General features: G+C 36.1%; 19 protein-coding genes and 1 tRNA gene. 8 read left to right on the plus strand and 12 right to left on the minus strand.

Going from position 1 to position 21,984, the window contains the following annotated elements; genetic code table 11:
• The first annotated feature begins 245 nt into the window (after positions 1–245).
• A complete protein-coding gene (locus HPY74_12650) occupies positions 246–1,274 on the plus strand; it encodes a LacI family DNA-binding transcriptional regulator (protein NSW91498.1) in 1,029 nt (342 codons plus the stop codon).
• Between the two features lie 10 nt (positions 1,275–1,284).
• Here the strand turns inward: HPY74_12650 and HPY74_12655 are convergent, their stop codons facing one another.
• The 8 genes from HPY74_12655 to HPY74_12690 form a co-directional block, all read right to left on the minus strand.
• Entirely contained in the window at positions 1,285–1,440 is a 156-nt protein-coding gene (locus HPY74_12655; GenBank protein NSW91499.1) for a hypothetical protein, read from the minus strand.
• A 203-nt stretch (positions 1,441–1,643) separates the two neighbouring features.
• Positions 1,644–2,528, minus strand: coding sequence for a sugar phosphate isomerase/epimerase (locus HPY74_12660; GenBank protein NSW91500.1), 885 nt, complete (start codon positions 2,526–2,528; stop codon positions 1,644–1,646).
• Between the two features lie 83 nt (positions 2,529–2,611).
• Positions 2,612–3,472, minus strand: coding sequence for a sugar phosphate isomerase/epimerase (locus HPY74_12665; GenBank protein NSW91501.1), 861 nt, complete (start codon positions 3,470–3,472; stop codon positions 2,612–2,614).
• Positions 3,473–3,668: 196 nt separating this feature from the next.
• Entirely contained in the window at positions 3,669–5,066 is a 1,398-nt protein-coding gene (locus HPY74_12670) for an ABC transporter permease (GenBank protein NSW91502.1), read from the minus strand.
• Positions 5,059–7,578 carry a hypothetical protein gene (locus HPY74_12675; GenBank protein NSW91503.1) on the minus strand — a complete coding sequence of 840 codons (2,520 nt, stop codon included), beginning with the start codon at positions 7,576–7,578 and terminating at the stop codon, positions 5,059–5,061. Before HPY74_12675 ends, HPY74_12670 begins: the two co-directional genes overlap by 8 nt.
• A gap of 10 nt (positions 7,579–7,588) precedes the next feature.
• On the minus strand, positions 7,589–8,287 hold the full coding sequence (locus tag HPY74_12680; GenBank protein NSW91504.1) for an ABC transporter ATP-binding protein: 699 nt from the start codon (positions 8,285–8,287) through the stop codon (positions 7,589–7,591).
• Positions 8,288–8,566: 279 nt separating this feature from the next.
• Positions 8,567–9,097 (minus strand): O-acetyl-ADP-ribose deacetylase, encoded by a 531-nt coding sequence (locus HPY74_12685; GenBank protein ID NSW91505.1) that lies wholly within the window; start codon positions 9,095–9,097, stop codon positions 8,567–8,569.
• Positions 9,098–9,143: 46 nt separating this feature from the next.
• Complete coding sequence (locus HPY74_12690; GenBank protein NSW91506.1) at positions 9,144–9,908, minus strand: DUF1624 domain-containing protein; 765 nt, start codon at positions 9,906–9,908, stop codon at positions 9,144–9,146.
• Positions 9,909–10,104: 196 nt separating this feature from the next.
• Here HPY74_12690 and HPY74_12695 point away from each other — a divergent pair, with 196 nt between their 5' ends.
• Both HPY74_12695 and HPY74_12700 read left to right on the plus strand, forming a co-directional pair.
• Positions 10,105–10,905 (plus strand): methyltetrahydrofolate cobalamin methyltransferase, encoded by an 801-nt coding sequence (locus HPY74_12695; protein NSW91507.1) that lies wholly within the window; start codon positions 10,105–10,107, stop codon positions 10,903–10,905.
• Between the two features lie 40 nt (positions 10,906–10,945).
• Positions 10,946–12,214: a nucleotidyltransferase gene (locus HPY74_12700; protein NSW91508.1), complete on the plus strand. Its 1,269-nt coding sequence runs from the start codon at positions 10,946–10,948 to the stop codon at positions 12,212–12,214.
• A gap of 6 nt (positions 12,215–12,220) precedes the next feature.
• Here the strand turns inward: HPY74_12700 and HPY74_12705 are convergent, their stop codons facing one another.
• Positions 12,221–13,246, minus strand: a complete 1,026-nt coding sequence (locus HPY74_12705; protein NSW91509.1) for a uroporphyrinogen decarboxylase family protein — start codon at positions 13,244–13,246, stop codon at positions 12,221–12,223.
• A gap of 350 nt (positions 13,247–13,596) precedes the next feature.
• On the opposite strand from HPY74_12705, the gene HPY74_12710 reads away from it, so the two are divergent.
• Together HPY74_12710 and HPY74_12715 are read left to right on the plus strand one after the other, a co-directional pair.
• Positions 13,597–14,895, plus strand: a complete 1,299-nt coding sequence (locus HPY74_12710) for a PocR ligand-binding domain-containing protein (GenBank protein NSW91510.1) — start codon at positions 13,597–13,599, stop codon at positions 14,893–14,895.
• A gap of 132 nt (positions 14,896–15,027) precedes the next feature.
• Entirely contained in the window at positions 15,028–15,669 is a 642-nt protein-coding gene (locus tag HPY74_12715; protein ID NSW91511.1) for a corrinoid protein, read from the plus strand.
• A gap of 155 nt (positions 15,670–15,824) precedes the next feature.
• Here the strand turns inward: HPY74_12715 and HPY74_12720 are convergent, their stop codons facing one another.
• Both HPY74_12720 and HPY74_12725 read right to left on the minus strand, forming a co-directional pair.
• Positions 15,825–17,492, minus strand: a complete 1,668-nt coding sequence (locus HPY74_12720) for a ribonuclease J (protein ID NSW91512.1) — start codon at positions 17,490–17,492, stop codon at positions 15,825–15,827.
• A gap of 209 nt (positions 17,493–17,701) precedes the next feature.
• Positions 17,702–18,883, minus strand: a complete 1,182-nt coding sequence (locus tag HPY74_12725; GenBank protein NSW91513.1) for a glycosyltransferase family 4 protein — start codon at positions 18,881–18,883, stop codon at positions 17,702–17,704.
• A gap of 230 nt (positions 18,884–19,113) precedes the next feature.
• Between HPY74_12725 and HPY74_12730 the strand changes: the two genes are divergently transcribed.
• From HPY74_12730 to HPY74_12740, 3 genes are read left to right on the plus strand one after another with little or no spacing between them, the layout of a single operon-like run.
• Positions 19,114–19,644, plus strand: a complete 531-nt coding sequence (locus tag HPY74_12730; GenBank protein NSW91514.1) for a DUF4912 domain-containing protein — start codon at positions 19,114–19,116, stop codon at positions 19,642–19,644.
• Positions 19,645–19,700: 56 nt separating this feature from the next.
• Complete coding sequence (locus HPY74_12735) at positions 19,701–21,290, plus strand: DUF1957 domain-containing protein (protein NSW91515.1); 1,590 nt, start codon at positions 19,701–19,703, stop codon at positions 21,288–21,290.
• A gap of 21 nt (positions 21,291–21,311) precedes the next feature.
• Entirely contained in the window at positions 21,312–21,488 is a 177-nt protein-coding gene (locus HPY74_12740; GenBank protein ID NSW91516.1) for a hypothetical protein, read from the plus strand.
• An 87-nt stretch (positions 21,489–21,575) separates the two neighbouring features.
• On the opposite strand, the gene HPY74_12745 is transcribed toward HPY74_12740, so the two are convergent.
• Positions 21,576–21,649, minus strand: a tRNA-Gln gene (locus HPY74_12745).
• Between the last annotated feature and the right edge of the window lie 335 nt (positions 21,650–21,984).

The following is a 21,984-nucleotide window of genomic DNA, read 5'->3' on the forward strand; positions in this document are numbered from 1 at the left end:
CTAGTTCTTCTTTAGCTTCAATAAAATTTGACAAATATTTTAACTTTTTATAAAATATAAATAATAATTGTAATAAACATTATATGCGAAGATTACTTTAATCAAGTAATAACTTGATAATATTATTTATATAATCTAACTTATTTGACACTATAAATTATAAATAATAATTTGGACTAAAAACCAATTTTTTTATATAATGTATTATAGTTATATAAGTAATAGGTATATGGAGGTTAATAATTATGCAGCGTAGCAACAGGAAAAAAGTCACAATGGATGATATTGCAAAACGTTTAGGAATATCAAAGAATTCTGTATCACTGGCATTAAATAATAAGCCAGGTGTTAGCGACGAACTCAGAAGACGCGTGATAGAAATTGCTTGTCAGCTTAATTATGGCGGCTTTTCAATTAATGAAAAATCAAAAAGCAAATGCATTATTATAATTGTACCGGAATATTTAATTAATGATACTTTCTTTTACTCCGAAGTGCTTTGGGCAATTGAAAGAGAAGCTAAAAACCAAGGTTGTATATCTGTCACAACCAGCATTACCCATGAGGCTGAAGAAAACTTATTGCTCCCACCTATTCCTCATGAAATGAATATATTAGGATTTCTTGTTATCGGTATAATAAAAGAAAATTACTTAAAAAAACTATATGATATTGGTCTTCCTATACTAACTGTGGATATTTTGTACAACAATGTTCCGGTTGATTCAATTGTCTCCGCCAATGTAAACGGAGCATATATAGCAACAAAATATTTAATCGACAACGGGCATAAAAAAATCGGTTTTATAGGACCAATTTTTTCTGCCCAAAGCATATTCGAAAGATGGTGCGGCTTTACCCAAGCAATGCTCAAACATGATTTGGAGCCTAATGCTGAATATAATATCTTAGGGACAAATGAGTATTTTCAGTTAATGGATACAGTGGATGTTCTTGAGCCTTATCTAAATAGAATTACTTCTTATCCGACAGCATGGTTTTGCGCCGGAGATAGAATCGCAATCTCTTTAATTAATATACTTTCAAAGAGGAACATCAAGGTCCCGGATGATATATCTATTATCGGATTTGATGATTTAGAGGTATCAAAGATGATCATACCTCCTCTAACTACAATAAAAATTGACAAGAAGTTGATGGGAAAATTAGCCGTAGACTATTTAATAAACAGAAAATTCTCTGAAATGGGAAATATTAGCATTAATTTGTTAGGCACATTAATAGTAAGAGAATCAGTAAAAAGTATTTTATAGAAATGACTTATCAAAACAGGATTTTCTCCCTGCTATATCCCGGACTATATGCGTCTCCGCTATATTCAGAGCTACAGGTTTCCTCAATATACCCCATCTGGCTTCTAACCATTGAGCCATAACCGCAAAACCCGAATCTTGAGAGAAGGCGTCTTTCATATTGCATTACGAATTCCTCTCCTTAACAACAGACAGACCTATTTAACTGTATAAGCATATTCAAAAGGCAATTCCAAAAGAAATGTATCCAAAAACCGATATTTTGCCGGAAATTTACGTTTGATTACTGCTTTAAGCTCATCATTATTTTTGCAGGAAAGTATTAAAAGTATTAAATGGAGCATATTAATGCTCCATTTAATATATCAGTTAAATCATTGCAAGATATCTTTTCAAATTCTCCAAGCCCACAGATATGCCTGTAAGCGGCTCTTCCATACCCTCAAATTCTATTGAAACGGTCCCGTCATACCCCGCTTTTTTGAGTATTTCTAAGCACTGTACAACAGGTACTTCCCCATGTCCAATTATAGCTCCTCTTAAAAAGTTGCCGGCCCTGGATTTAAACCAACCTGTTCCCGGGTTTGGAGCTGTACCCGGCTTCACATGGAAGTCTTTTACATGCACATGGAATGCATAGGGCGCCAGCCTTCCTACTGCTTTCGCAGGGTCTTCATCAACGCAAAGGAAATTGCCTACATCAACAAGAATCCCAAAATTCTTATTATTAACACCGTTTACAAGCTTCTCAACCCTGTCGCTGTCCTGGCAAAAATACCCGTGATTTTCAACCATGGTACGTATCCCCAGGCTTTCCGCAAACTCTGTTACAGCCCTGCAACCCTTTATTAATATGGGTAAGGCATCATCAAAGCCTTTAGGCCCTACATATCCGGGTAAAAATCCTCTAGTGGCATCATGGCGCATTCCGGTTGCTCCCAGTATTTTTGCAATTTTTACTTCACCTTTTACTCTTTCTATCTCGGCCTCCAAATTACCGTTTGATCCATTAATAAAATCGGCTCCGATAGTATAGTTTCCCATTTGGATACCTACACGAGCACACTCTTCCTTGACTTTTTCGGCAAAAGACTCTATAAATTGGCCTTCCGGAACTCTAAGCCCGGAAAATTCAATCACATCAAATCCCATTTCCTTTGCTTTTCCAATAACCTCAAGCTGGCTCATGGTCTCATTGTTCATTAAGGCACTAAAACTATATGTGCTTACTCCTATTTTCATACATTCAGGCATTTTCACTCAAGACTTTAGTCATCTTAAGAGGAAATGCCATCCTCCCTTCCCATAATAAAGTTTTGTTTTTTTAACCTAATTGATCATTCTATTTCACTCATAACTTTTTTCAAGAATTCAACTGCCATTCGGATATCTTTTTCGGGATTTTCTCCAACTTCCCTTTCAATTGTTAAAAATCCATTATATCCTATAGATTTTAATGCCTTCAGGTATTCCGGAAAATTGACGCTGCCTTCTCCAAGAGGGACTTCTTTAAAAGCCGCTCCCAGTTGAATTTCTTCCTCAATCATTCCATAAATTACTTCAGGGTTTCCTTTTCTTAACATAATCCCGTCTTTTGCATGGGTATGTACAATATAATCCTTCAGATTGTAAACTGCTTCCACAGGGTCATCACCGGTTACCATAACAAGGTTTGCCGGGTCAAGATTAACCCTTACACCCCTTGAATTAAGGCTGTCCAGGAATTTTTTAAGCACTGCCGACGTTTCAGGACCTGTTTCGATAGCGAAATACGCTCCCACTTCGTCACCATATTCAGCCAATTCCTCACAAGCTTCCTGTAAAACAGCCCACCTGGGATGGTTGGGATCCTCGGGTACAACTCCTATATGAGTTGTAACAACATTAGTGTTTAAGTCCTTAGCCAGGTCCATAATCCTTTTTGATTTTTCAATCCTGCGTGGATTATTCTCCCTATCTGCAAAACCTTCGCCAAGGTCACCGCAAAGAGCTGATATTACAAGGCCGTTTGACGTAACCAAATCCAGAAATTCTTTCCTTTGTTTGGCGCTAAGATTTTCAGGAGCCATTGGTCCTCTTGTAGTATATACCTGTATTCCCTGGGCTCCTACTTCTTTTGCTTTTTTTACAGCTTCCTTAATGTCTATCCGGAACGAGTCAACAATAACACCAATTTTAAAATCTGCCACAACAATCATACCCTCCTTTAATTTTTTTGATTTTTAAATATTTGCATATTCAAATTATATATTCAATATGCAAAATACTTAACTATATAATATTATATAATTTTTATATTACATGATTAGATATTACATGTTTAATGATTAAAATGTCAAGGTTAAGATTTGCTTTCTTGTTTGTTTTTCCTGGCTCATTAGGTAGAATTTTAGCTTATTCGTTTCTTATCGCATCGAGGGCACTTATCCTCATAGCCCTTGATGCAGGATATGCCCCGGAAATTATACCCACCAGTGATGCAAAACCCACTGCAGCTAATGCAAGCCATAACGGGATAATGGATATTTGGTTCTGGGCCCCAGGCATACTCCAGCCTATATCTAAAAAGCTTATACCTGCACGGTTAAGTAAGAATGAAGCACCATAGCTAAAACCAATACCTAAAATTCCGCCCAAAAAACCTATCATTGCAGACTCAAGCAAAAACAACCTTCTAATGTCTCCCAGGATACATCCTAAAACCTTCATGATACCGATTTCCCGGGTTCTTTCATAAATAGACATTATCATGGTATTGGTAATACCAAGGGCTGCAATAAACAAAGCTACAGCTCCTATGGCTCCAAGTACCGTCCTAATGGTTTTGGTAGCATTAAGCATTTGCCTCAATATATCAGTGAGGCTGTATGCTCCATAGCCCATTTCTTTAATGGTTTTTTGTACCCTCTCCACATCTTCCAGTTTCTTCACCTTAACCCATGCTTGCTCATAGCTCTGAGTGCTGCTTCCTGAAAGAGGCCCATAAGATATCCTGCCTGGAGTTCTTGTATTTCTGTTGTTTGCCTGTATCAGTTTTTTAAGGTAATCAATGTTAATATAAGCGGAATAATCCTTTTCATTCTGTCCCTGCTCTAAAAGTCCCACGACCTTAACTTCAATAGGCCTGTTTCTTTTATCTCGTACCTGCTCTTGCCTTTCCCGTGCATATTTCTCGCCATAACTCATATCAAACGTCATAACAATTTTATCATTAAAAACATCCACATTAGGTGTTTCCTGCCCCATAGTATCGTAGTACCAATACCGGGTACGGGAGCTGGGATTGTAGAAATTATTTGGAATACTATTTCCAAAAACTAAAGAGTTTGTATCCTCCGGTGTAAGAAGCCTTCCCTCACTCAACTTAAAGTCAAAGGCCTGCATGGCATTGACATTTATACCTACCACTTGAATATAAGCAACATATTTCCCCGATACAAACTTAAGATAGGAATGGAGCAAAGGGGTAACAGCTTCAACCCCTTCAATCTGTGCCATCTTTTCTAAGGCTTTATCATCCAGTGTATTTCTTTGCACATTACCCCCCTTTACGGCTACTTTCTGAGTTTCATTTTCAACCTCAGGGACATAATAGGTATTTACGGTAATCAAATTAAGGCTTCCCATCATGCTTACCTGTTTTTTAAAACTTTCATTCATGCCTATTCCAAGAGAGAGCATAACAACTATTGATGCGGTACCTACGATAACACCCAGCACAGTCAATATGGTTCTTACTTTCCTTCTCCATAAATTCCTGAAAGCCATTCCAATAATATCAATGCTATTCATCGAAAGTCATGCCCGCCTTTCTTATCCGCCTCCTGCGGAGGATAATTATTAATACAACTATAATTACAATCAATCCGCCACCTGCAATTCCAATATTTAATGGGGTAAACAAATTTTTTTGTTGCTCTGTTCCAGGCATTCCTCCCGGGAATTTATCTACCATTTCGCCACCTTCATGGGGCACTTGAGGCCTCTCCATGGGCATGACATTGATATTTATCTCCTGTCTCATTTCATTCTTGTTTCCGGCCTCATCTTCAAAACTAAAAACAATAGCTCCCTTTACTTCTCCTGTAGTTAAAGGAGTAATCATACTCTCAAAATAGTCACTTCTGCCCGGCTCAAAATTACCTGCAAAATAATTGGCACTTTCAGCTTGCAATCCTTCTCCTTCAAATTTAACCATAAGATTGTATAAAGTGCTTTTGCCCATATTAAAAAAGTCCAGAAATATTGGTATTGGCTGACCTTCCATAATAGATTGGGGCAGATTTAGCTGGCCCATAACAAGCCTCTGTTCTTGCTTTACAGGAATACTTATTTTTTCGGAGGCAGTGTATTGGTTGCCTTTCTCATCTTCATATTCAAAATTAATATTCAAAATGTGAGATTTTGGCGCAGCATCGGATTTAGGATACAATTCAACCTCCCTTTCAACTATACTCTGTATTCCCATACTTTCAATAAAAAAGGTGTTACTGCTGCTGGTTGGAATGAATACGCCTTCATCTGCGAAAAAAGTTACCTTAATATTTCTTACAGGCAGTAATTTGCTTGTATTAAGGAAAGCCAAACTTAACATGAAGTTCTGTCCCGCTTTAACCTCTCCAGGTTCGAAGGAATATCTGCTTATTATAATTTTAGGCACTGTCTTTTCTTCGATTTCTTTCTCTTCTTCCTTCTTTTCCACATAAACACCTGCATACCTGGTTAGTGAATACTTATCTACCTTGCCTTCTACATTTTGTCCGTCTCCATTCTCATCTTTTACTTCTATATCCTCATATTCTATATTTATTGTTATTAAATGGTTTTTAGTAATTGCACCCTTATCTGCAAAAAGTGTAAACTTCAAGTCCCTTGATTGTCCTACTCCCAAAGAGTCAAAAATAACCGTACTCATAGATTTTGGTAAAATTCCGGTGTCGCATGTTAATGCAACTTTTACATTACGTGCTTCATCTTTGCCTATATTCTCAAGGGAAAAACTTAAATCGAACTCTTCGCCGGCTTGGATTGTGCTGGTCGGAAAATCCAAATCCCTCAATATAAGCTCCGGTTTTGTTTCTTCTTCTTTTACTTCCTCTTTTTGATTGATACGAATGAAAAACAGGTACTCTTCCGAGTAAGGATTTCCTACTCCATCCTTGTATTCCACTCTTGCTTTGAGAGAAACACTACTACCCGTAAATCTTTCCGATATAATCAACATGTATTCAACTTTGCCCTCTCCCTGGCCGTCAATCTGTTGTATGTATTTGGGAACAGCAGACCTATATGTAGTTACTCCTTCGCTGCTCAATCCTTCCAAATCAACTTTAATATCCTTGGCCGGTAAAGAACCTTGGTTTTTAAAGAATAATGCCAGGCTCATAATATTCCCGGGCGACGGATCGTTACTATAAGTTTGAATATTTCCCAAAATAAGCTTCGGAGGAGTTTTGTCATTTACAATCTTAATATATATCGTTTCAGTTGATGTAAATAAATTATTGTAAATATTATAATATTGGTAATTAAGTGTTATCGGGTAAAGCCCTTCCTTTGCATCAGGTTTTATTTTTATTTTATAAGAAACCTTATCTTCCTTATTGGCTTGTATCTTCTCTATATTGCAAGCTAAAGCTATCTGATCAAAAGTAAAAGGCAGAGCGTTTACATTGCTTGTATCTATAGCCACATTTATGTTTTTAGCTTCATAAATACTATCGTTGACTAAAGGAAGGCTCAAAACAGTATCCTCGCCGGCTTTAAAAGCAGGCATTGGAATATCGCTTTTTATATTAATGCTTGGTTTATACTTCGTCGTGTCCGGAACAGTATTATCACTTCTGTCACTTTGGGTTTCTACATAAACATTCCAGCTGGTTGTAGCATTATCAGATACACCTTCTATCTTATAATCGCATATAAATCCTAAAGATACAAAATTATTCGTCCCGTTATAAACAAATTGTAAAGTAAATTTGCGTTCACCGGGGCTGGCAAGAGTGCCGTCCGCAACTATTTCCCAACCATAACCGATAGGTGAAAGAGATTCCTGTTGCAATGTAGATAAAGAAATATTACTAAGTTCTTTTCCTGAATTATTAATAAGTTTTACTGCAACTGTGAACAACTTACCTTTTTGTGCAACTTTATCCGAGGCATTTTCATCGACAACCAACTTTACAACCCCATTTTCTTCCTGAGCCTCTGCAAGCGGTGCCCAGAGCATTGTAAATAAACTAAAAGTAATTAATAAATACACAATAACAACTTTAAAAACACGCATATCCTTTAATCCTCTCATATTATCCTCCCTAATTTTTTGCACTGTTTGTTTCAATTCTCTCAATCCTTCCGTCTCTAATATAGAATATCCTATCCGCATACCTTGCAATGTCAATATCATGAGTCACAATTATTAAAGTTTGATTATTTTTCCTTGCCATTGAAGTAATAAGGTCCATAACTTCCTTTGTAGTTTTTGTATCAAGGTTTCCTGTAGGCTCATCAGCAAAAACAATTTCCGGGTTGCTCACAAAAGCCCGTGCTATTCCAACCCTTTGCTGCTGCCCACCGCTCATCTGGGTTGGTTTGTGTTTAAGGTGGGTTTCCAGCCCCACTCCTTTTAACATTTTTCTTGCCCGCTTATCTCTTATAACTTTGGGAATTCCCTTAAAGGTCAAAGGAAGGCTTACATTTTCAAGAGCAGTTAAAGTTGGCATAAGATTATAAGATTGAAATACAAACCCCACATAATCCTGTCGGAATTTTGCAAGTTTCCTCTCGCTCAGCTTATGTATTTCCATGTTTTTAATAATAATGCTGCCTTTTGTAGGTTTCTCCAAACCTGCCATAAGGTGCAGCAGGGTAGATTTTCCCGAACCGGATGTACCAAGGAAACAACAGAACTCTCCTTTCGGTATATTTAAACTAATATTATCTAAGGCGACAACTTTTTCATTTCCTATTCTGTATACTTTTCGTACATCCTGAAGTACAATTATATTTTCCAAATATCCTCACACCCCCTTTAAAAAGCATTTTATCAAGGCCTTACCATTAATTGATTAAAATTTTGTTAAAAATATAATTACCTTCAATTTATAATCAGTAATTTTAGACGTATAAGAATTAGATAAAGTTTCAATTACAGTAAATGTTTTTACAGTTTATTTAAAAAAATTCAATTAACTTAAAATTTAAACTTATAAAAAATGAAGGAGAAGCTCTCTCCTTCCCCTTTTCAATGCCCCAGGCCTTTTATTTTAACCTATGCACCAAAAAGTATACTTCTAACAGTCTTCACCGCATATTTCATTTTTAGCATTTATATAACTTTCATATGTATTACTATCAAAACAAACAATAAAAACTTTTGAAATACTATTACCTTCATCAGCTTCCAGGAACTTGTTTATTTCATTTACTGCAATTCTTGCAGCCCTGTTTACAGGGAAACCATAAGCGCCGGTACTTATTGAAGGAAAGGCAATTGTCTTAATATCATTTTCTATAGCAAGCTTAAGAGAATTTTTGTAACATAGTGCCAATAATTCATCTTCTCTATCATTCCCGCCCTTCCATACAGGACCAACAGTGTGTATTACATATTTCGCCGGGAGATTATACCCCTTTGTGATTTTTGCCTCTCCCGTTTCACAACCGCCCAAGGTTTTACATTCTTCAAGAAGCCCGGGACCTGCAGCACGGTGAATAGCTCCATCTACCCCACCGCCACCCAGAAGGGTTTTATTTGCAGCATTAACAATAGCATCTACTTTAACTGTTGTTATGTCTCCTTCAATTATTACAAGTTTTTGCATACCATCCTCCATAAAAATAGTTTTTGCATAGTTTTTGCATAAAACATTATACCGCAATCTTTTTAATTAGTTCAATAATAATTAATATTATAGGCTGATGTATAATATAAACCAGTAAAGTATTTTTCCCCAACCAACTTATAATATTATTCTTCAATTCAAAGTTTAAAATACTTTTTTTATCTTTATACAGGACCTTTCCTAATATTATACCATAAATAAAAATCCCGAGCCATGGTATAAGAGGATAGTAGTCTGACGATACAAATTTTTCGCTTGTTATTCCAAGAATAAAAAAATAGTCAAAAGCAGGATTCAACCTTGAAACATACCCCCCCAGTATTAAAATGACAGTACCTAGAGCTGTAAGAAAGTATTCGTTCAGTTTCCTTAATAAGGGATACATTAATATGCTCAATCCAAGGAAATGCAATACCCCAAACTTTATACCCATTTCAACATTATAAAGATGGGTAACTACGGTTATACCTAGAGCAACAGCAAGTATTTTCAAAGCCCTTTTAACATTGCTTCTGCTTAAAGTACAGCTTATACCGGAAATTAATATAAAAAGTATCCCTGCAGCACTTCCTGTAATTTTATTGAATCCTTTACTATAATCTACATCATAACCAAATATATCCTTCATGTCAAAAATTATATGAAAATATATCATTAAAAGTAACGCTATTCCCCTCAAAAAATCCAATTCCCATATACGGCCTTTTTTTTCAGTGTTTTGCAAATTTGATCTGCTCTTATCTTCTATATATAATTCGCTGTTGTTTTGCAAATTTACTTTATTCACCATAAATATCCACTCTTTCTCAAATAACCTAAAGCTATTATATCACAATTATTGTTTTGTGAATTCTTAATATTTTTTGTAAGAAATATGTCTTTGGGTAAAAATCATTGTTGTAGACAGAAAATTAGTTTATAATTAATTACAATATAAAAAATTAATTACAATATAAAATATAAAATTAAAATTTAGGAGGGATTCAATGATTATTATAGGTGAGAAAATCAATAGTACCCTTAAAGCTGTACGCCCGGCTATTGAAAACTATGATGCAAAATTTATACAGGATCTGGCTAAAAAACAATATGAAGCAGGTGCAAACTACATTGATGTAAACGCAGGAATGTTCCATGAGAACGAACCTGAAAGGCTGGAATGGCTGGTTAAAACAGTCCAGGAAGTAATTGATGCCCCTTTCGCTTTGGACTCACCTAACGCAACAGCCATAGAAAGAGCCCTTAAAGTTAACAAAAACGGCAAACCCATTATTAACTCAATAACAGATGAAAAGGAGAGATATGAATCTATCTTGCCATTAATACTGGAGTATAACACAGCGGTAATAGCCCTTTGTATGGATGACAGTGGAATGCCTGAAACTGTAGAAGACAGGCTGGAAATCGCTGAAAGAATAATCGGGAAGCTAACCGGCAGAGGTATAAAACCTGAAGACATTTATATTGACCCTATGATAAGGCCTATAGGTACAGGCTCCCACTATGGTGTTGTGGCCCTGGAAACTATAAGAGCTGTAAAAAATAAATATCCCGATGTCCACATAGCTTGCGGCCTTAGCAATATTTCCTTTGGTCTTCCCGGCAGAAAAGTTTTAAACCAGGCATTTCTTATAGCTGCCATGGCAGCAGGCATGGACGGAGCAATACTTGACCCTCTTGATAAAAAATTGATGACTTACCTTTTTGCCACTGAGGCACTGCTTGGGCAGGACGATTTTTGCATGAATTATTTATCAAAGTATAGGGAAGGCTTACTTGAAATATAAACGGCAGTAAAAGGCGATATCCGGAGGGACATTATAATAAATGAGGGTACTAGGGATAATAGCCGAATATAATCCTTTTCATAATGGACACCTGTACCATTTGCAGGAATCTATAGTCTATACTTCTGCCGATTATACAGTATGTGCCATGAGTGGCAATTTTGTTCAAAGGGGCGAACCTGCCATTGTAAACAAATGGGCAAGAGCAAAAATGGCATTATCGGCAGGTGCCGACCTTATTGTAGAAATACCTGTAATATATGCAACAGCAAGCGCTGAATTTTTTGCTCACGCGGGAGTAAAAATTCTTGATAGCCTCGGCATTGTAGATTATATGAGTTTTGGGAGTGAGATAGGACAAATAGAGCCGTTGAACTCTGTTGCAGAAATATTGTCCCATGAGCCTGAGCATTATAAAGTCCTTTTAAAGGAATGCCTGGATTCAGGCCTGTCATATCCGGCAGCAACAGAAAAAGCACTGCAGGAATACTTAAAGAAATTCCACATTATCAATTTTACGTCTATTAATATAAACCAAATTATGAGTTCTTCCAACAACATTCTTGGAATTGAATACCTTAAAGCATTAAAGAGATTGGGAAGCAAAATTACTCCTGTTACAGTAAAGCGTAAGGCTAATTTATACACAACAGAGCACCTTACAGGAGAAATATCCAGTGCAACTGCAGTACGTAAAGCTATATTAAAGGATTCGGTTTTCATTGACGATAATGTTAAAAGGGCTCTACCCTTAAAAAGTGCTGAAATACTTGAAAATGAATTTTTTAACGGCAGAGGCCCTGTTTCATTGGATTGTTTTGAAAGTATCATTATGGCAATAGTAAGGAAAATGCAGCCTGAAGATATAAAGCTTTTCTGTAATATTACAGAAGGGCTGGAAAATAGGATAAAGAATGCCGCCTATAATTCCGGAACCATTAACCGGCTTATAGAAAATATCTGCACCAAGCGTTACACAAAAACCAGGGTACAAAGGATGCTTTTATGTTTGCTTCTGAACATAACAGCACGGGAATTCCAAACTTTCAATAATTATGGTGGGCCCCAATATATAAGAGTCCTAGGTTTCAATAATAAGGGAGCCCACCTTCTTTCAAAAATAAACAAAAATGCCTCTCTTCCTGTTATTATTAAGACGGCAGACTTTACCAAAACTTGCAACACACTTCTTAATAAAATGCTTGAAAAAGAAGCTTTATCAACAGATATTTTCGTTTTGGGGTATAAAAACCCCGATTTTAGAAAAGCTGGACAAGAATTTACCAGTAATCCAGTAATATTGTTATAACTCACCCTAACCCGTAGCTCGGACCATCAATCTATTAAACTTATCCAGCGTTTCAAAAAATGCTTCTATATTGCTTACAGGTGTACCCGGTGGAATGTCACACCCTGAAGATAGTACAAAGTTTTTGTAAATAGCTGTATTCTCCAATAATTCCCAGGTCTTATTCTTCACATCCTCCCTGCTTCCATTCTTAAATACCCCGGCAGGATCAATATTCCCAAAGGCAAGCCTTCCCCAAGGTATTTGAGGTAATATACTCTTTAAATCTACTGCATTGCCGAAGTGGAATCCCATGGCGCCTGTTGACACCAAAGAAGGTATAAGTTCCTTTGTATTTCCGCAGTTGTGGAGAATAACCATGAAATAATCGTCTTGTACTGCATCTACAATCTTCTTAACATATTTGGAAGAAAACTCTTCACATTGTATAGGGGAAAGTAACCCTGCAGCCGGCTCTGCAATTATTATTCCATTAGCCCTAACCTTCTTATAGGCTTTTGCATAATTTATAAGAAATTCCGTAGCCTTTTCCAACACTATATGCACCGTTTCGGGTTCAAGGAAAAGCGCAACCATAATCTCCATCATGCCGTAAAGCCTTCCCGCCAGCGAAAAAGGACCAATCTCCCCTGCAAATACCGGCCTGTCTTTTATATTCTTCGCGGCCAGTTCTGCAGCCATAATATAAGCCAATGTACGTCCTTCACCTACTTTTGGTACCTTCAGGGCTTCTGCCGATTCCCTTCCATCAACGATCCTACCCGACACAGTAGGTACCTCTTTGTCGGAAAAAATTACAGAACTTCCAAAGGCCTGAGCCTCTACAGACAAATCCATTACCGTAACAGCCCCCACTGAGGGATATTTTTGTGCAAGGGCTTCAATACACTTAAACTGTGCTTCACCATCAGTAGTTATATCCATTATCGTTTTATTGGTAATTTCCAATCCAGGATAAGTCATTAACGGCATTGCAGACCTATCAATAGAGTTTGATATATTCAGTATCCATTTTTTCATATTTTGTTTCATCTGGAACACATCCTTTCTTCTAGGATAATTATAAATCCCATGTTCTAATATTTTCTTATAAAATATTTATATTCTTTGTATTTTTTTTAACAAAGTAAGGGAAAAAGGAATATAGGTAAAAAAGTACAAAAAACATAAAATTTTTTCAATACCTTATATTAAGTTAATAGTACTATAAATACATAAGATACAAAAAGAATATGCTCCTTGAATATTTAATATTTAGATATATGGCAAAGAAAAAAATATCAAAAAAATATCTTTTGTACATAATTGAAATTTATGATATTATTTATACTAGTTGTACTTATATTAATATAACTAATATTAACATAATGAAAGTGAAGCGAATGGGCAAAGAAAATTTTACAAACGATATTGGGTTCAGCCTCAAAAGAGCAATAACGGCTATAGATGCGTACAGCGATTCTACGGGAATTCGCTGTATAATAATTGATTCAAAGGGACAAACCCTTTACGAAAAGTGTAGTAAAAATAGGGATTGTATGTTATGCAAAAATATAGAAAAGATATTTGAAGGGCACCAAAGTTGTACAAATGCCCATTTATATGGAAGCTACCAGGCAGAAAGATTTGGAGGGAAATATGTCTTTTTCTGCCCCATGGGTCTTGTACATTGGGTATCGCCAATAACGGTAAATAGTGTCCTAAAAGGTGCTGTGCTGGCGGGACCGGTCCAAATGGTAGAACCGGAGGAATTCCTTATAGAAGATATTTTAAGAAAAAATAGTATTGATGAAAAATATCTTAATGAAATTAAAAAAAATATAGAGGAAATTCCTGTAATTAAGCCGGAAACAGTTAACAGTATGTCTGAGCTTCTGTTTATAGTTGCCGTTTACATTTCAGACATACAGCCTTCAAAGTACCTTGAAGAAAGAGAATATATTGACCATCAGGCAAATATTTCAGAGTATATACATTATATTAAAACAATGGGGGGTGATGACAAGGAGCTAAACAATTATCCTATTGAAAAAGAAAAAGAGCTTTTAAGGCTAATTTCCTTGGGTGATAAAGCCGGTTCGCAAAAAATACTTAACGAAATATTCGGACATATATTCTTTTCAACGGGAGGAGATTTTGAGGTAATAAAAGCCCGAATTCTTGAACTTATTGTCCTTCTTTCCAGGGCAGCCCTTGAAGGCGGCGCAGATGTCGAACAGATATTTGGTTTAAACTATAGGTATTTGAATGAAATACACAGCTTTAAAACAGTGGAAGAGTTAACTTATTGGTTGTCAAAAATAATGATGAGGTTTACCGACTGCGTTTTCAACTTAACCGGAGTCAAGCATGTGGATGTTATTTACAGGGCTATTGACTATATCAAAAAAAATTATATGAAGAAAATTACACTTGAAGAAGTAGCCTCCCATGTATATCTTAGCCCTGCTTATTTTAGCAAGGTTTTTAAAGAAGAAATGAAAACTAATTTTAACAACTACCTTAACCGGGTCAGAATTGAAATGAGCAAAAAACTGTTGTTGGACGATTCAATATCTCTGGTAGATATATCCAACTACGTAGGTTATGAAGACCAGAGTTATTTCTCTAAAGTATTTAAGAAAATGGTTGGCATAAGCCCAGGAAAATACCGTGAATCCAGGGGACAGATAAGTGAGTAAACTCTATTATATTATAAAATAAAATTTTATAATAATATAGAGCATTTAAAATAAATACATACAATAATATATTAAATTTAAATATATTAAAAATATATTAATAACTGCTAATAAAAATAGGAGGCGTATAATATGAGTATTTTAAATGAAATTTCTCTAAACCTACAGCAAGGTAAGGCAAAGAACGTAAAAGAGTTAGTCCAGAAAGCTATTGATGAAGGGATCAGTGCAGAAAGAATCCTTGAAGAAGGGCTTTTAGCCGGCATGAGTGTTATAGGAGAAAAGTTCAAGAACAACGAAGTTTATGTTCCTGATGTACTTATTGCAGCAAGAGCAATGAATGCGGGCTCTGAGCTTCTGAAACCCTTACTGGCATCAAGTGGTGTTAAGGCAAAAGGTAAAGTTGTACTCGGTACCGTAAAAGGTGACCTCCATGATATCGGCAAGAACCTGGTTAGAATGATGATGGAGGGCAAAGGTCTTGAGGTCATAGACTTAGGAATTGACGTTCCGGCAGATAAATTTATTATCGCAGCAATTGAAAACGAAGCCCAAATTATTGCATGCTCTGCACTGCTCACAACTACCATGGGCGAAATGAAAAATGTTGTCGAAGCAGCTAAGAATGCAGGAATAAGAGATAAAGTAGCCATCATGGTAGGCGGCGCTCCCGTAAATGATAATTTCTGCAAGAGTATAGGAGCCGATGTGTATAAACCCGACGCAGCTTCTGCTGCTGATGCAGCTGCAGAAATATGCAAAGCAAAACATTAAAAATTAAAACATCGATCTTCAATTCGTAATTTGAATAGTGGAGCAGCATGTGCAAATTGAAATAAGCATAAAGTGAGCTTAAATCGAGACGTTGTTGCCGTTAAGCGAACGATCGGCTTATGAAATTGCACATGCTATGCTGCACATTACCAAATTCAAATCTCCATTATTATAGGTAAAATCATAGGGTTTCTCTTTGTCTTTTCATATAAAAAGCTGCTCAAATCGTCCTTGATAATACTTTTAATAACTGACCAGTCAGACTTTTTCTTTTCCTCACATTTCATAAGAGCGTTTCTAGTCACTTCCCTAGCTTGTTCCATTAAATCTTCCGACTCCCTTACATAAACAAATCCCCTTGAGATAATATCAGGGCCCGCAATTAAAGCACCTGTTTCTTTTTCAGTGGTTATTACAATTACAATCAATCCATCCTGGGACAAGTGTTTTCTATCCCGGAGTACTATATTCCCCACATCCCCTACTCCTAACCCGTCAACAAATACTCTTCCTGAAGGGACACTGCTATTAACTTTAGCCCCATCAGGAGAGATTTCCAGTACTTTTCCAATATCCATTATAAATATATTCTCCGTGGGCATGCCCAGTTCATAAGCCAGGTTTGCATGCTGCTTTAAGTGCCTGTATTCTCCATGCACAGGCATAAAATATTGAGGCTTTACAAGTCTGTGTATCAGTTTTATTTCTTCCCGGCAGGCATGCCCTGACACATGGATGTCCGCCAGGGCTTCATATATGACGTTAGCACCTTTTTTAAACAACTCGTTTATTACCCTAAAAACAAACTTCTCATTACCAGGTATTGGGGAAGCAGATATTATCACAAGGTCGCCGGGTACAATTTCTACTTTTTTATGTTCGGATGAAGCCATTCTTGATAATGCAGACATAGGTTCTCCCTGGGTCCCTGTAGTAATTATCGTTATACTATCCAACGGATATCTATCAATATAATCAATGTCAATAATAGTACCTTCAGGTACCGTTAAATACCCAAGTTTCATCGCAACTTCAACTACATTGGACATACTCCTGCCGCATACCGCAACTCTCCTATTTGACTTTACCGATGCATTTATTACCTGCTGGATTCTGTGGACATTTGACGCAAAGGTTGCTACAAGAATTCTACCTTTTGCCTTCATGAATATTTCCTCAAAGGCAATACCAACAGTCCTTTCAGACATGGTATAACCTTCTCTTTCGATATTGGTACTATCACACATAAGTAATAATACGCCTTTATTACCTATTTCAGCCAGGCGGGCAAGATCCATAGGTTCTCCCTCAATAGGAGTATGATCAATTTTAAAATCAGAAGTATGGACAATAATTCCTACAGGAGTTGTTATTGCCAGTGCAACAGAATCGGCAATACTATGGGTAGAACGGATAAATTCTATTTTAAAACTGCCAAGCTCTATAACCTGCCCCTGTCTAACATTAATAAGCGTAGCCTGCTTACGCATACCATGTTCTTCCAATTTGTTTTCCAGCAGTCCTAAAGTTAATCTTGTTCCATAGATGGGAACATTTATTTCCTTCAGGACATAAGGAATAGCCCCTATATGGTCTTCATGCCCATGAGTTAATACTATCCCTTTCACCCTATCTTTATTTTTAATAATATATGATACATCAGGAATTACCAGATCTATTCCCAGCATTTCATCTTCCGGAAATGTCAAACCACAGTCTACAATTAAAATATCTTCATCATACTCAAATACTGTAATATTCTTGCCAATTTCCTGTACTCCCCCTAATGGTATAACCTTCAACTTCTTTTTTTTCCTTGACACAATCAAACCTCCAATTACATTAATTAGAACATTTATTATCTAGAACATTTATTATAATGCTTATTATAACATTTCTGTATAGCATATTTCTAATATTGTATATTCAAGTATAATATTAAATCATTTATATTGGACTGTCAATTTTATGGGCGCATTTTATTTTTATGAAGAAAATGCGCCCAATTTTACTTTGATTTTTGGGCACATTTTCACCCATGGTTTTCGGTGTCAACAACCTCTTTATATACATCCAACGTCTGACTTGTTATAATGTCCCAGTTGTACATAAGATGTACTTTTTTCATAGCTTTTTTTTTCATTTCTTCTGCCTTTTCAGGATTAAAAAGAACTTCCAAAATACTGTCCGCAAGCGAATTTGAATTCCCTGCATAAGACTTCATCCCATCAATACCATGTTCAACAATTTCTCCCAACCCCCCTGCATCTGAGACAACTACCGGAACATTTGCCAGCATTCCTTCTAAAGCCACTATTCCAAAGGGCTCATAAAGGCTTGGAAAAACTGCTACATCAGCACACTTATATAGCTTCGCCAGTTCGTCTTCGCTAATGTACCCTGTGAAGTATATTTTGTGGGAAATATTCATTTCATCCGCAATTTTACGTAAGTATTCAAGTTGTGGCCCCTTGCCTGCAATTACAAATTTTACGTTATTATAATAGTGAATAATTTTGGGAGCAGCATTAATAAGGATATGAGCCCCCTTTTCGTTAACAAGCCTACCTACAAAAAATACAATTTTCTCATTATCCATGGCATAGTTCCTTCTGAATTGGCTGTCTTTACTATAATTCTTAAACTTATCAAGATTTACGCCATTGGGTATTACCCTAATTTTATCTTCAGGTAGTTGGAAAGTGTTTTTTACTTCATCTTTCATAAACTTGCTGTTCACAATTACTCTCCATGATTCATATGTCAGCCACCATTCTACGCTATTTATATACCTTTGCACATCATTATGTATACCCTGGTTTCTTCCTGCTTCTGTAGCATGTATTGTAGATACCAAAGGTATCATATAAATATGTTTTAATGCTTTAGCAGCAAAAGCCGTCAGCCAATCATGCGCATGAATAATATCAACCTTGCCTTTTTCGTTTATAAGCTTTACCGCCCTTTCTAAAAGAGAAAAATTCATCTGCTGCACCCAATTAATAAAACTGCTTGCATCTATTTCACAAGTATGGACCCTGTGTACATGGACATAATAATCAAATTCTTCCTCTTTTGCCCCACTTTCCCAACAAGTAACAACATGTACCTCATTCCCTCCTTCTCCAAGTTTCTGCGCTAGATTATATACAACCCTTGAAATTCCCCCTATAATCCTCGGGGGATACTCCCAGGAAAGCATTAAAATCTTCATTTGTTTTCCCCTTTCTTGCCAATATTTTGACCACTATTATTGTTTAGCTTTCCCATTTGCTTTATGTATTAATCCTGATTATTTGCGTATAATTATTCTGGCTATCTTTATATGTTTGCTTTCTTGAATGAAACTATTGAAATTCATTTTGAATAAAATGAATTAATTAAACAAAAATATAGTATAATAGGGTTAATATCATGGTAATATCATGGAAGGAGGAATCATAATTGTCGGGGATGGAATTGCAAAGCCTGTATCAACTACCTGAAACTTACGGGGATACAAAAATAACTTTAATGGCTGTAGATCCCCATTTGCTTTATACTTACTGGGAAATCTCTGATGAAAAACTAAAAAGTTTTAAAGAAAATATCGAAGTAAAAATACTGGAAAACTCGGTACCGGCACTGAGAGTAACAAACATATCCAAAAACTCAAGTTTTTTTATTAGATTAAATGATTTTTCCACCAGTTGGTATATCAATGTGCCCGATTCCGGCTGCATTTATATGGTTGAAATTGGGCGTAAGTTTTTAGACGAATTTTTTATAAATTTTGCAACTTCAAATCATGTTACGATGCCTAGTGTAAATATAAGCCTTAATGATACAGTATGCTTTGTAAACTATAAAGATGCTTCTAAAATTGTAAAGATAAGCACCCCAGCCCCAGGTAAAAACCTACCGGCATATGTACCTATAGAAAAGGCAATAAGCTCTTTTGAAATGTTTAAAAATGAATTTTCAAAGAACTTATGAAACAAACTTATAAAAGAGTTTATAAAAGAATTTATAACAATGAAAGGAGGATTTTATTGAAAAAAGGCTATATAGCTTTTGTTCTGCACGCTCACCTTCCCTTTGTACATCATCCCGAACAGGATGAATACCTGGAAGAAAGGTGGCTCTTTGAAGCTATTTCCGAAACCTATATACCTCTTATTACTACATTTGAAAAGCTGCTGAATGATGGCACGGACTTTCGTATTACAATTTCCTTTACTCCCCCGCTCCTTTCAATGCTATCCAATCCTCTATTGCAAAGCCGGTACATAAGATATTTGGAAAGGCTTATTGAGCTATCTGACAAAGAAATTGTACGCACTAAAGATCAACCTGAATTTCATAGGTTGGCCATAATGTACAATGAAAAGTATAAAAATGACCTTTACATATTTAGAGATAAGTATGGTAAAAATTTGATAACTCCTTTTAAAGAAGCTTATAAAACCGGAAAATTCGAATATATAACCTCATCAGCTACCCATGGATTTCTTCCTCTCCTTGCAATTAACATGGAAAGTATTAACGCCCAAATCGCTATGGGTATAAAAACCTTTGAAAGATTTTTTGGATTTAAACCAAAGGGCATGTGGCTTCCTGAGTGTGGATATGCACCTTCAATTGAACCTGCGTTAAAGCAGCACGGTATAGAATATTTCTTTACTGAATCCCACGGTATTCTATTTGCTGACCCAAGACCTGTATTCGGTACCTTTGCACCTATAATAACTCCCAACGGAATCATTGCTTTTGGAAGGGATATTGACTCCTCAAAGCAAGTATGGAGTTCAAAAGAAGGATATCCTGGAGACTTTGACTACAGAGAATTTTACAGAGATATTGGGTATGACTTAGACTATGAATATATAAGAAAATATATCTCACCGGATGGCCAAAGAATTGATACAGGAATAAAATATTATAGGATAACCGGTAATACTGAAGAAAAACAACCCTATAACCCTGATTGGGCTAAGAATAAAGCAAATATCCATGCCCTTGACTTTATAATCAACAGGCAACGGCAGGTAGAATACCTGGCAGATAAAATGGATAAACCGCCCATTATTACTTGCCCCTATGATGCGGAGCTTTTGGGGCATTGGTGGTATGAAGGACCTTATTGGCTTTATTCTTTGTTAAAAAAAATATACTATGACCAGAATTTAATAAGTTTAACCACACCTTACGAATACATTAATGAAAACCCTGTTATGCAAGTATCTTCACCTTGCCCTTCATCATGGGGATACAGGGGCTATAATGAAGTCTGGTTGAATAATACAAATGATTGGATATACAAGCATCTTCATAAAGCTGCCGAAAGAATGGTCGAGCTTGCTAATGAAAACAAATTTGCTGAAGGAATAAAGAAGGAGGCTCTGAATCAGGCTGCAAGAGAATTACTTCTTGCTCAAAGCAGCGATTGGGCCTTTATAATGAAAACAGGCACAATGGTCCGTTATGCAGAAAAGAGAATAAAAGACCATATAGGACGTTTTTCAAAGCTATACCATGACATCAAGGAAGGCATAATAAATGAAGATTGGTTAAGAGATATACAGCATAAAGACGACATCTTTCCTGATATTGATTACCGGATATTTTCATCCGTTAAATAACCATAATGGAGGACAAACAAGATGAGTGCCATAATCCATGTATATCATCAAAAAACAGAATACAAATGCCCTATCTGCGGTTCTGACATGCACATGGTTTACTGGCGTGATAAATCCAAAAGTTTCATGTGCATAAAGTGTTTCTTCGGATTTAATTACAAGAAAAATACGGGACATGATAGTAATAAGGGAAAATGAAGGGCAAAAACACATCATCCAACCCTCTATGAAGAAAATAACCGTTCATACAAACACTATCGACATCTTCAATATTGTAGATTTGAATGGCTGCGGGAGAAGGATTCGAACCCTCACAAAATGATCCAGAGTCATTCGTGCTACCATTACACAATCCCGCAGCGTTTAAACGTTTTATATTATAGCATCATTTTTATTATTAGGCAAGAGGTTAAACACAAAAAAATTGATTAAGTATTTTGCAAGTCGTATTTGCTAATCCTTCATATGCATTTTTATTGTATATAAAAAAATACATTGTTTATTTTTTATCAATGCTTTGATTTTAAAAGATTTGATGGTATAATATAACCTGACTTTGGTATCAGGCATTAAAAAATGGTGATAACTTTACAAAAATTGTAAGGCTGTTGCAACTGCAACAGCCCTTTTAAGTATCCGAAAATTCAAGTTATAGTTTATAGTTGAATATCGATTTTATTTGTGACTCTGTCAG

The organism is Bacillota bacterium (genome assembly GCA_013314855.1).
Classification (GTDB): domain Bacteria; phylum Bacillota; class Clostridia; order Acetivibrionales; family DUMC01; genus Ch48.

Coding starts and splice junctions, on each gene's coding strand:
- HPY74_12650 (NSW91498.1), top strand. CDS start 246: ATGCAGCGTAGCAACAGGAAAAAAGTCACAATGGATGATATTGCAAAA.
- HPY74_12655 (NSW91499.1), bottom strand. CDS start 1,440: ATGCAATATGAAAGACGCCTTCTCTCAAGATTCGGGTTTTGCGGTTAT.
- HPY74_12660 (NSW91500.1), bottom strand. CDS start 2,528: ATGCCTGAATGTATGAAAATAGGAGTAAGCACATATAGTTTTAGTGCC.
- HPY74_12665 (NSW91501.1), bottom strand. CDS start 3,472: ATGATTGTTGTGGCAGATTTTAAAATTGGTGTTATTGTTGACTCGTTC.
- HPY74_12670 (NSW91502.1), bottom strand. CDS start 5,066: ATGAATAGCATTGATATTATTGGAATGGCTTTCAGGAATTTATGGAGA.
- HPY74_12675 (NSW91503.1), bottom strand. CDS start 7,578: ATGAGAGGATTAAAGGATATGCGTGTTTTTAAAGTTGTTATTGTGTAT.
- HPY74_12685 (NSW91505.1), bottom strand. CDS start 9,097: ATGCAAAAACTTGTAATAATTGAAGGAGACATAACAACAGTTAAAGTA.
- HPY74_12690 (NSW91506.1), bottom strand. CDS start 9,908: ATGGTGAATAAAGTAAATTTGCAAAACAACAGCGAATTATATATAGAA.
- HPY74_12695 (NSW91507.1), top strand. CDS start 10,105: ATGATTATTATAGGTGAGAAAATCAATAGTACCCTTAAAGCTGTACGC.
- HPY74_12700 (NSW91508.1), top strand. CDS start 10,946: ATGAGGGTACTAGGGATAATAGCCGAATATAATCCTTTTCATAATGGA.
- HPY74_12705 (NSW91509.1), bottom strand. CDS start 13,246: ATGAAACAAAATATGAAAAAATGGATACTGAATATATCAAACTCTATT.
- HPY74_12710 (NSW91510.1), top strand. CDS start 13,597: ATGGGCAAAGAAAATTTTACAAACGATATTGGGTTCAGCCTCAAAAGA.
- HPY74_12715 (NSW91511.1), top strand. CDS start 15,028: ATGAGTATTTTAAATGAAATTTCTCTAAACCTACAGCAAGGTAAGGCA.
- HPY74_12725 (NSW91513.1), bottom strand. CDS start 18,883: ATGAAGATTTTAATGCTTTCCTGGGAGTATCCCCCGAGGATTATAGGG.
- HPY74_12740 (NSW91516.1), top strand. CDS start 21,312: ATGAGTGCCATAATCCATGTATATCATCAAAAAACAGAATACAAATGC.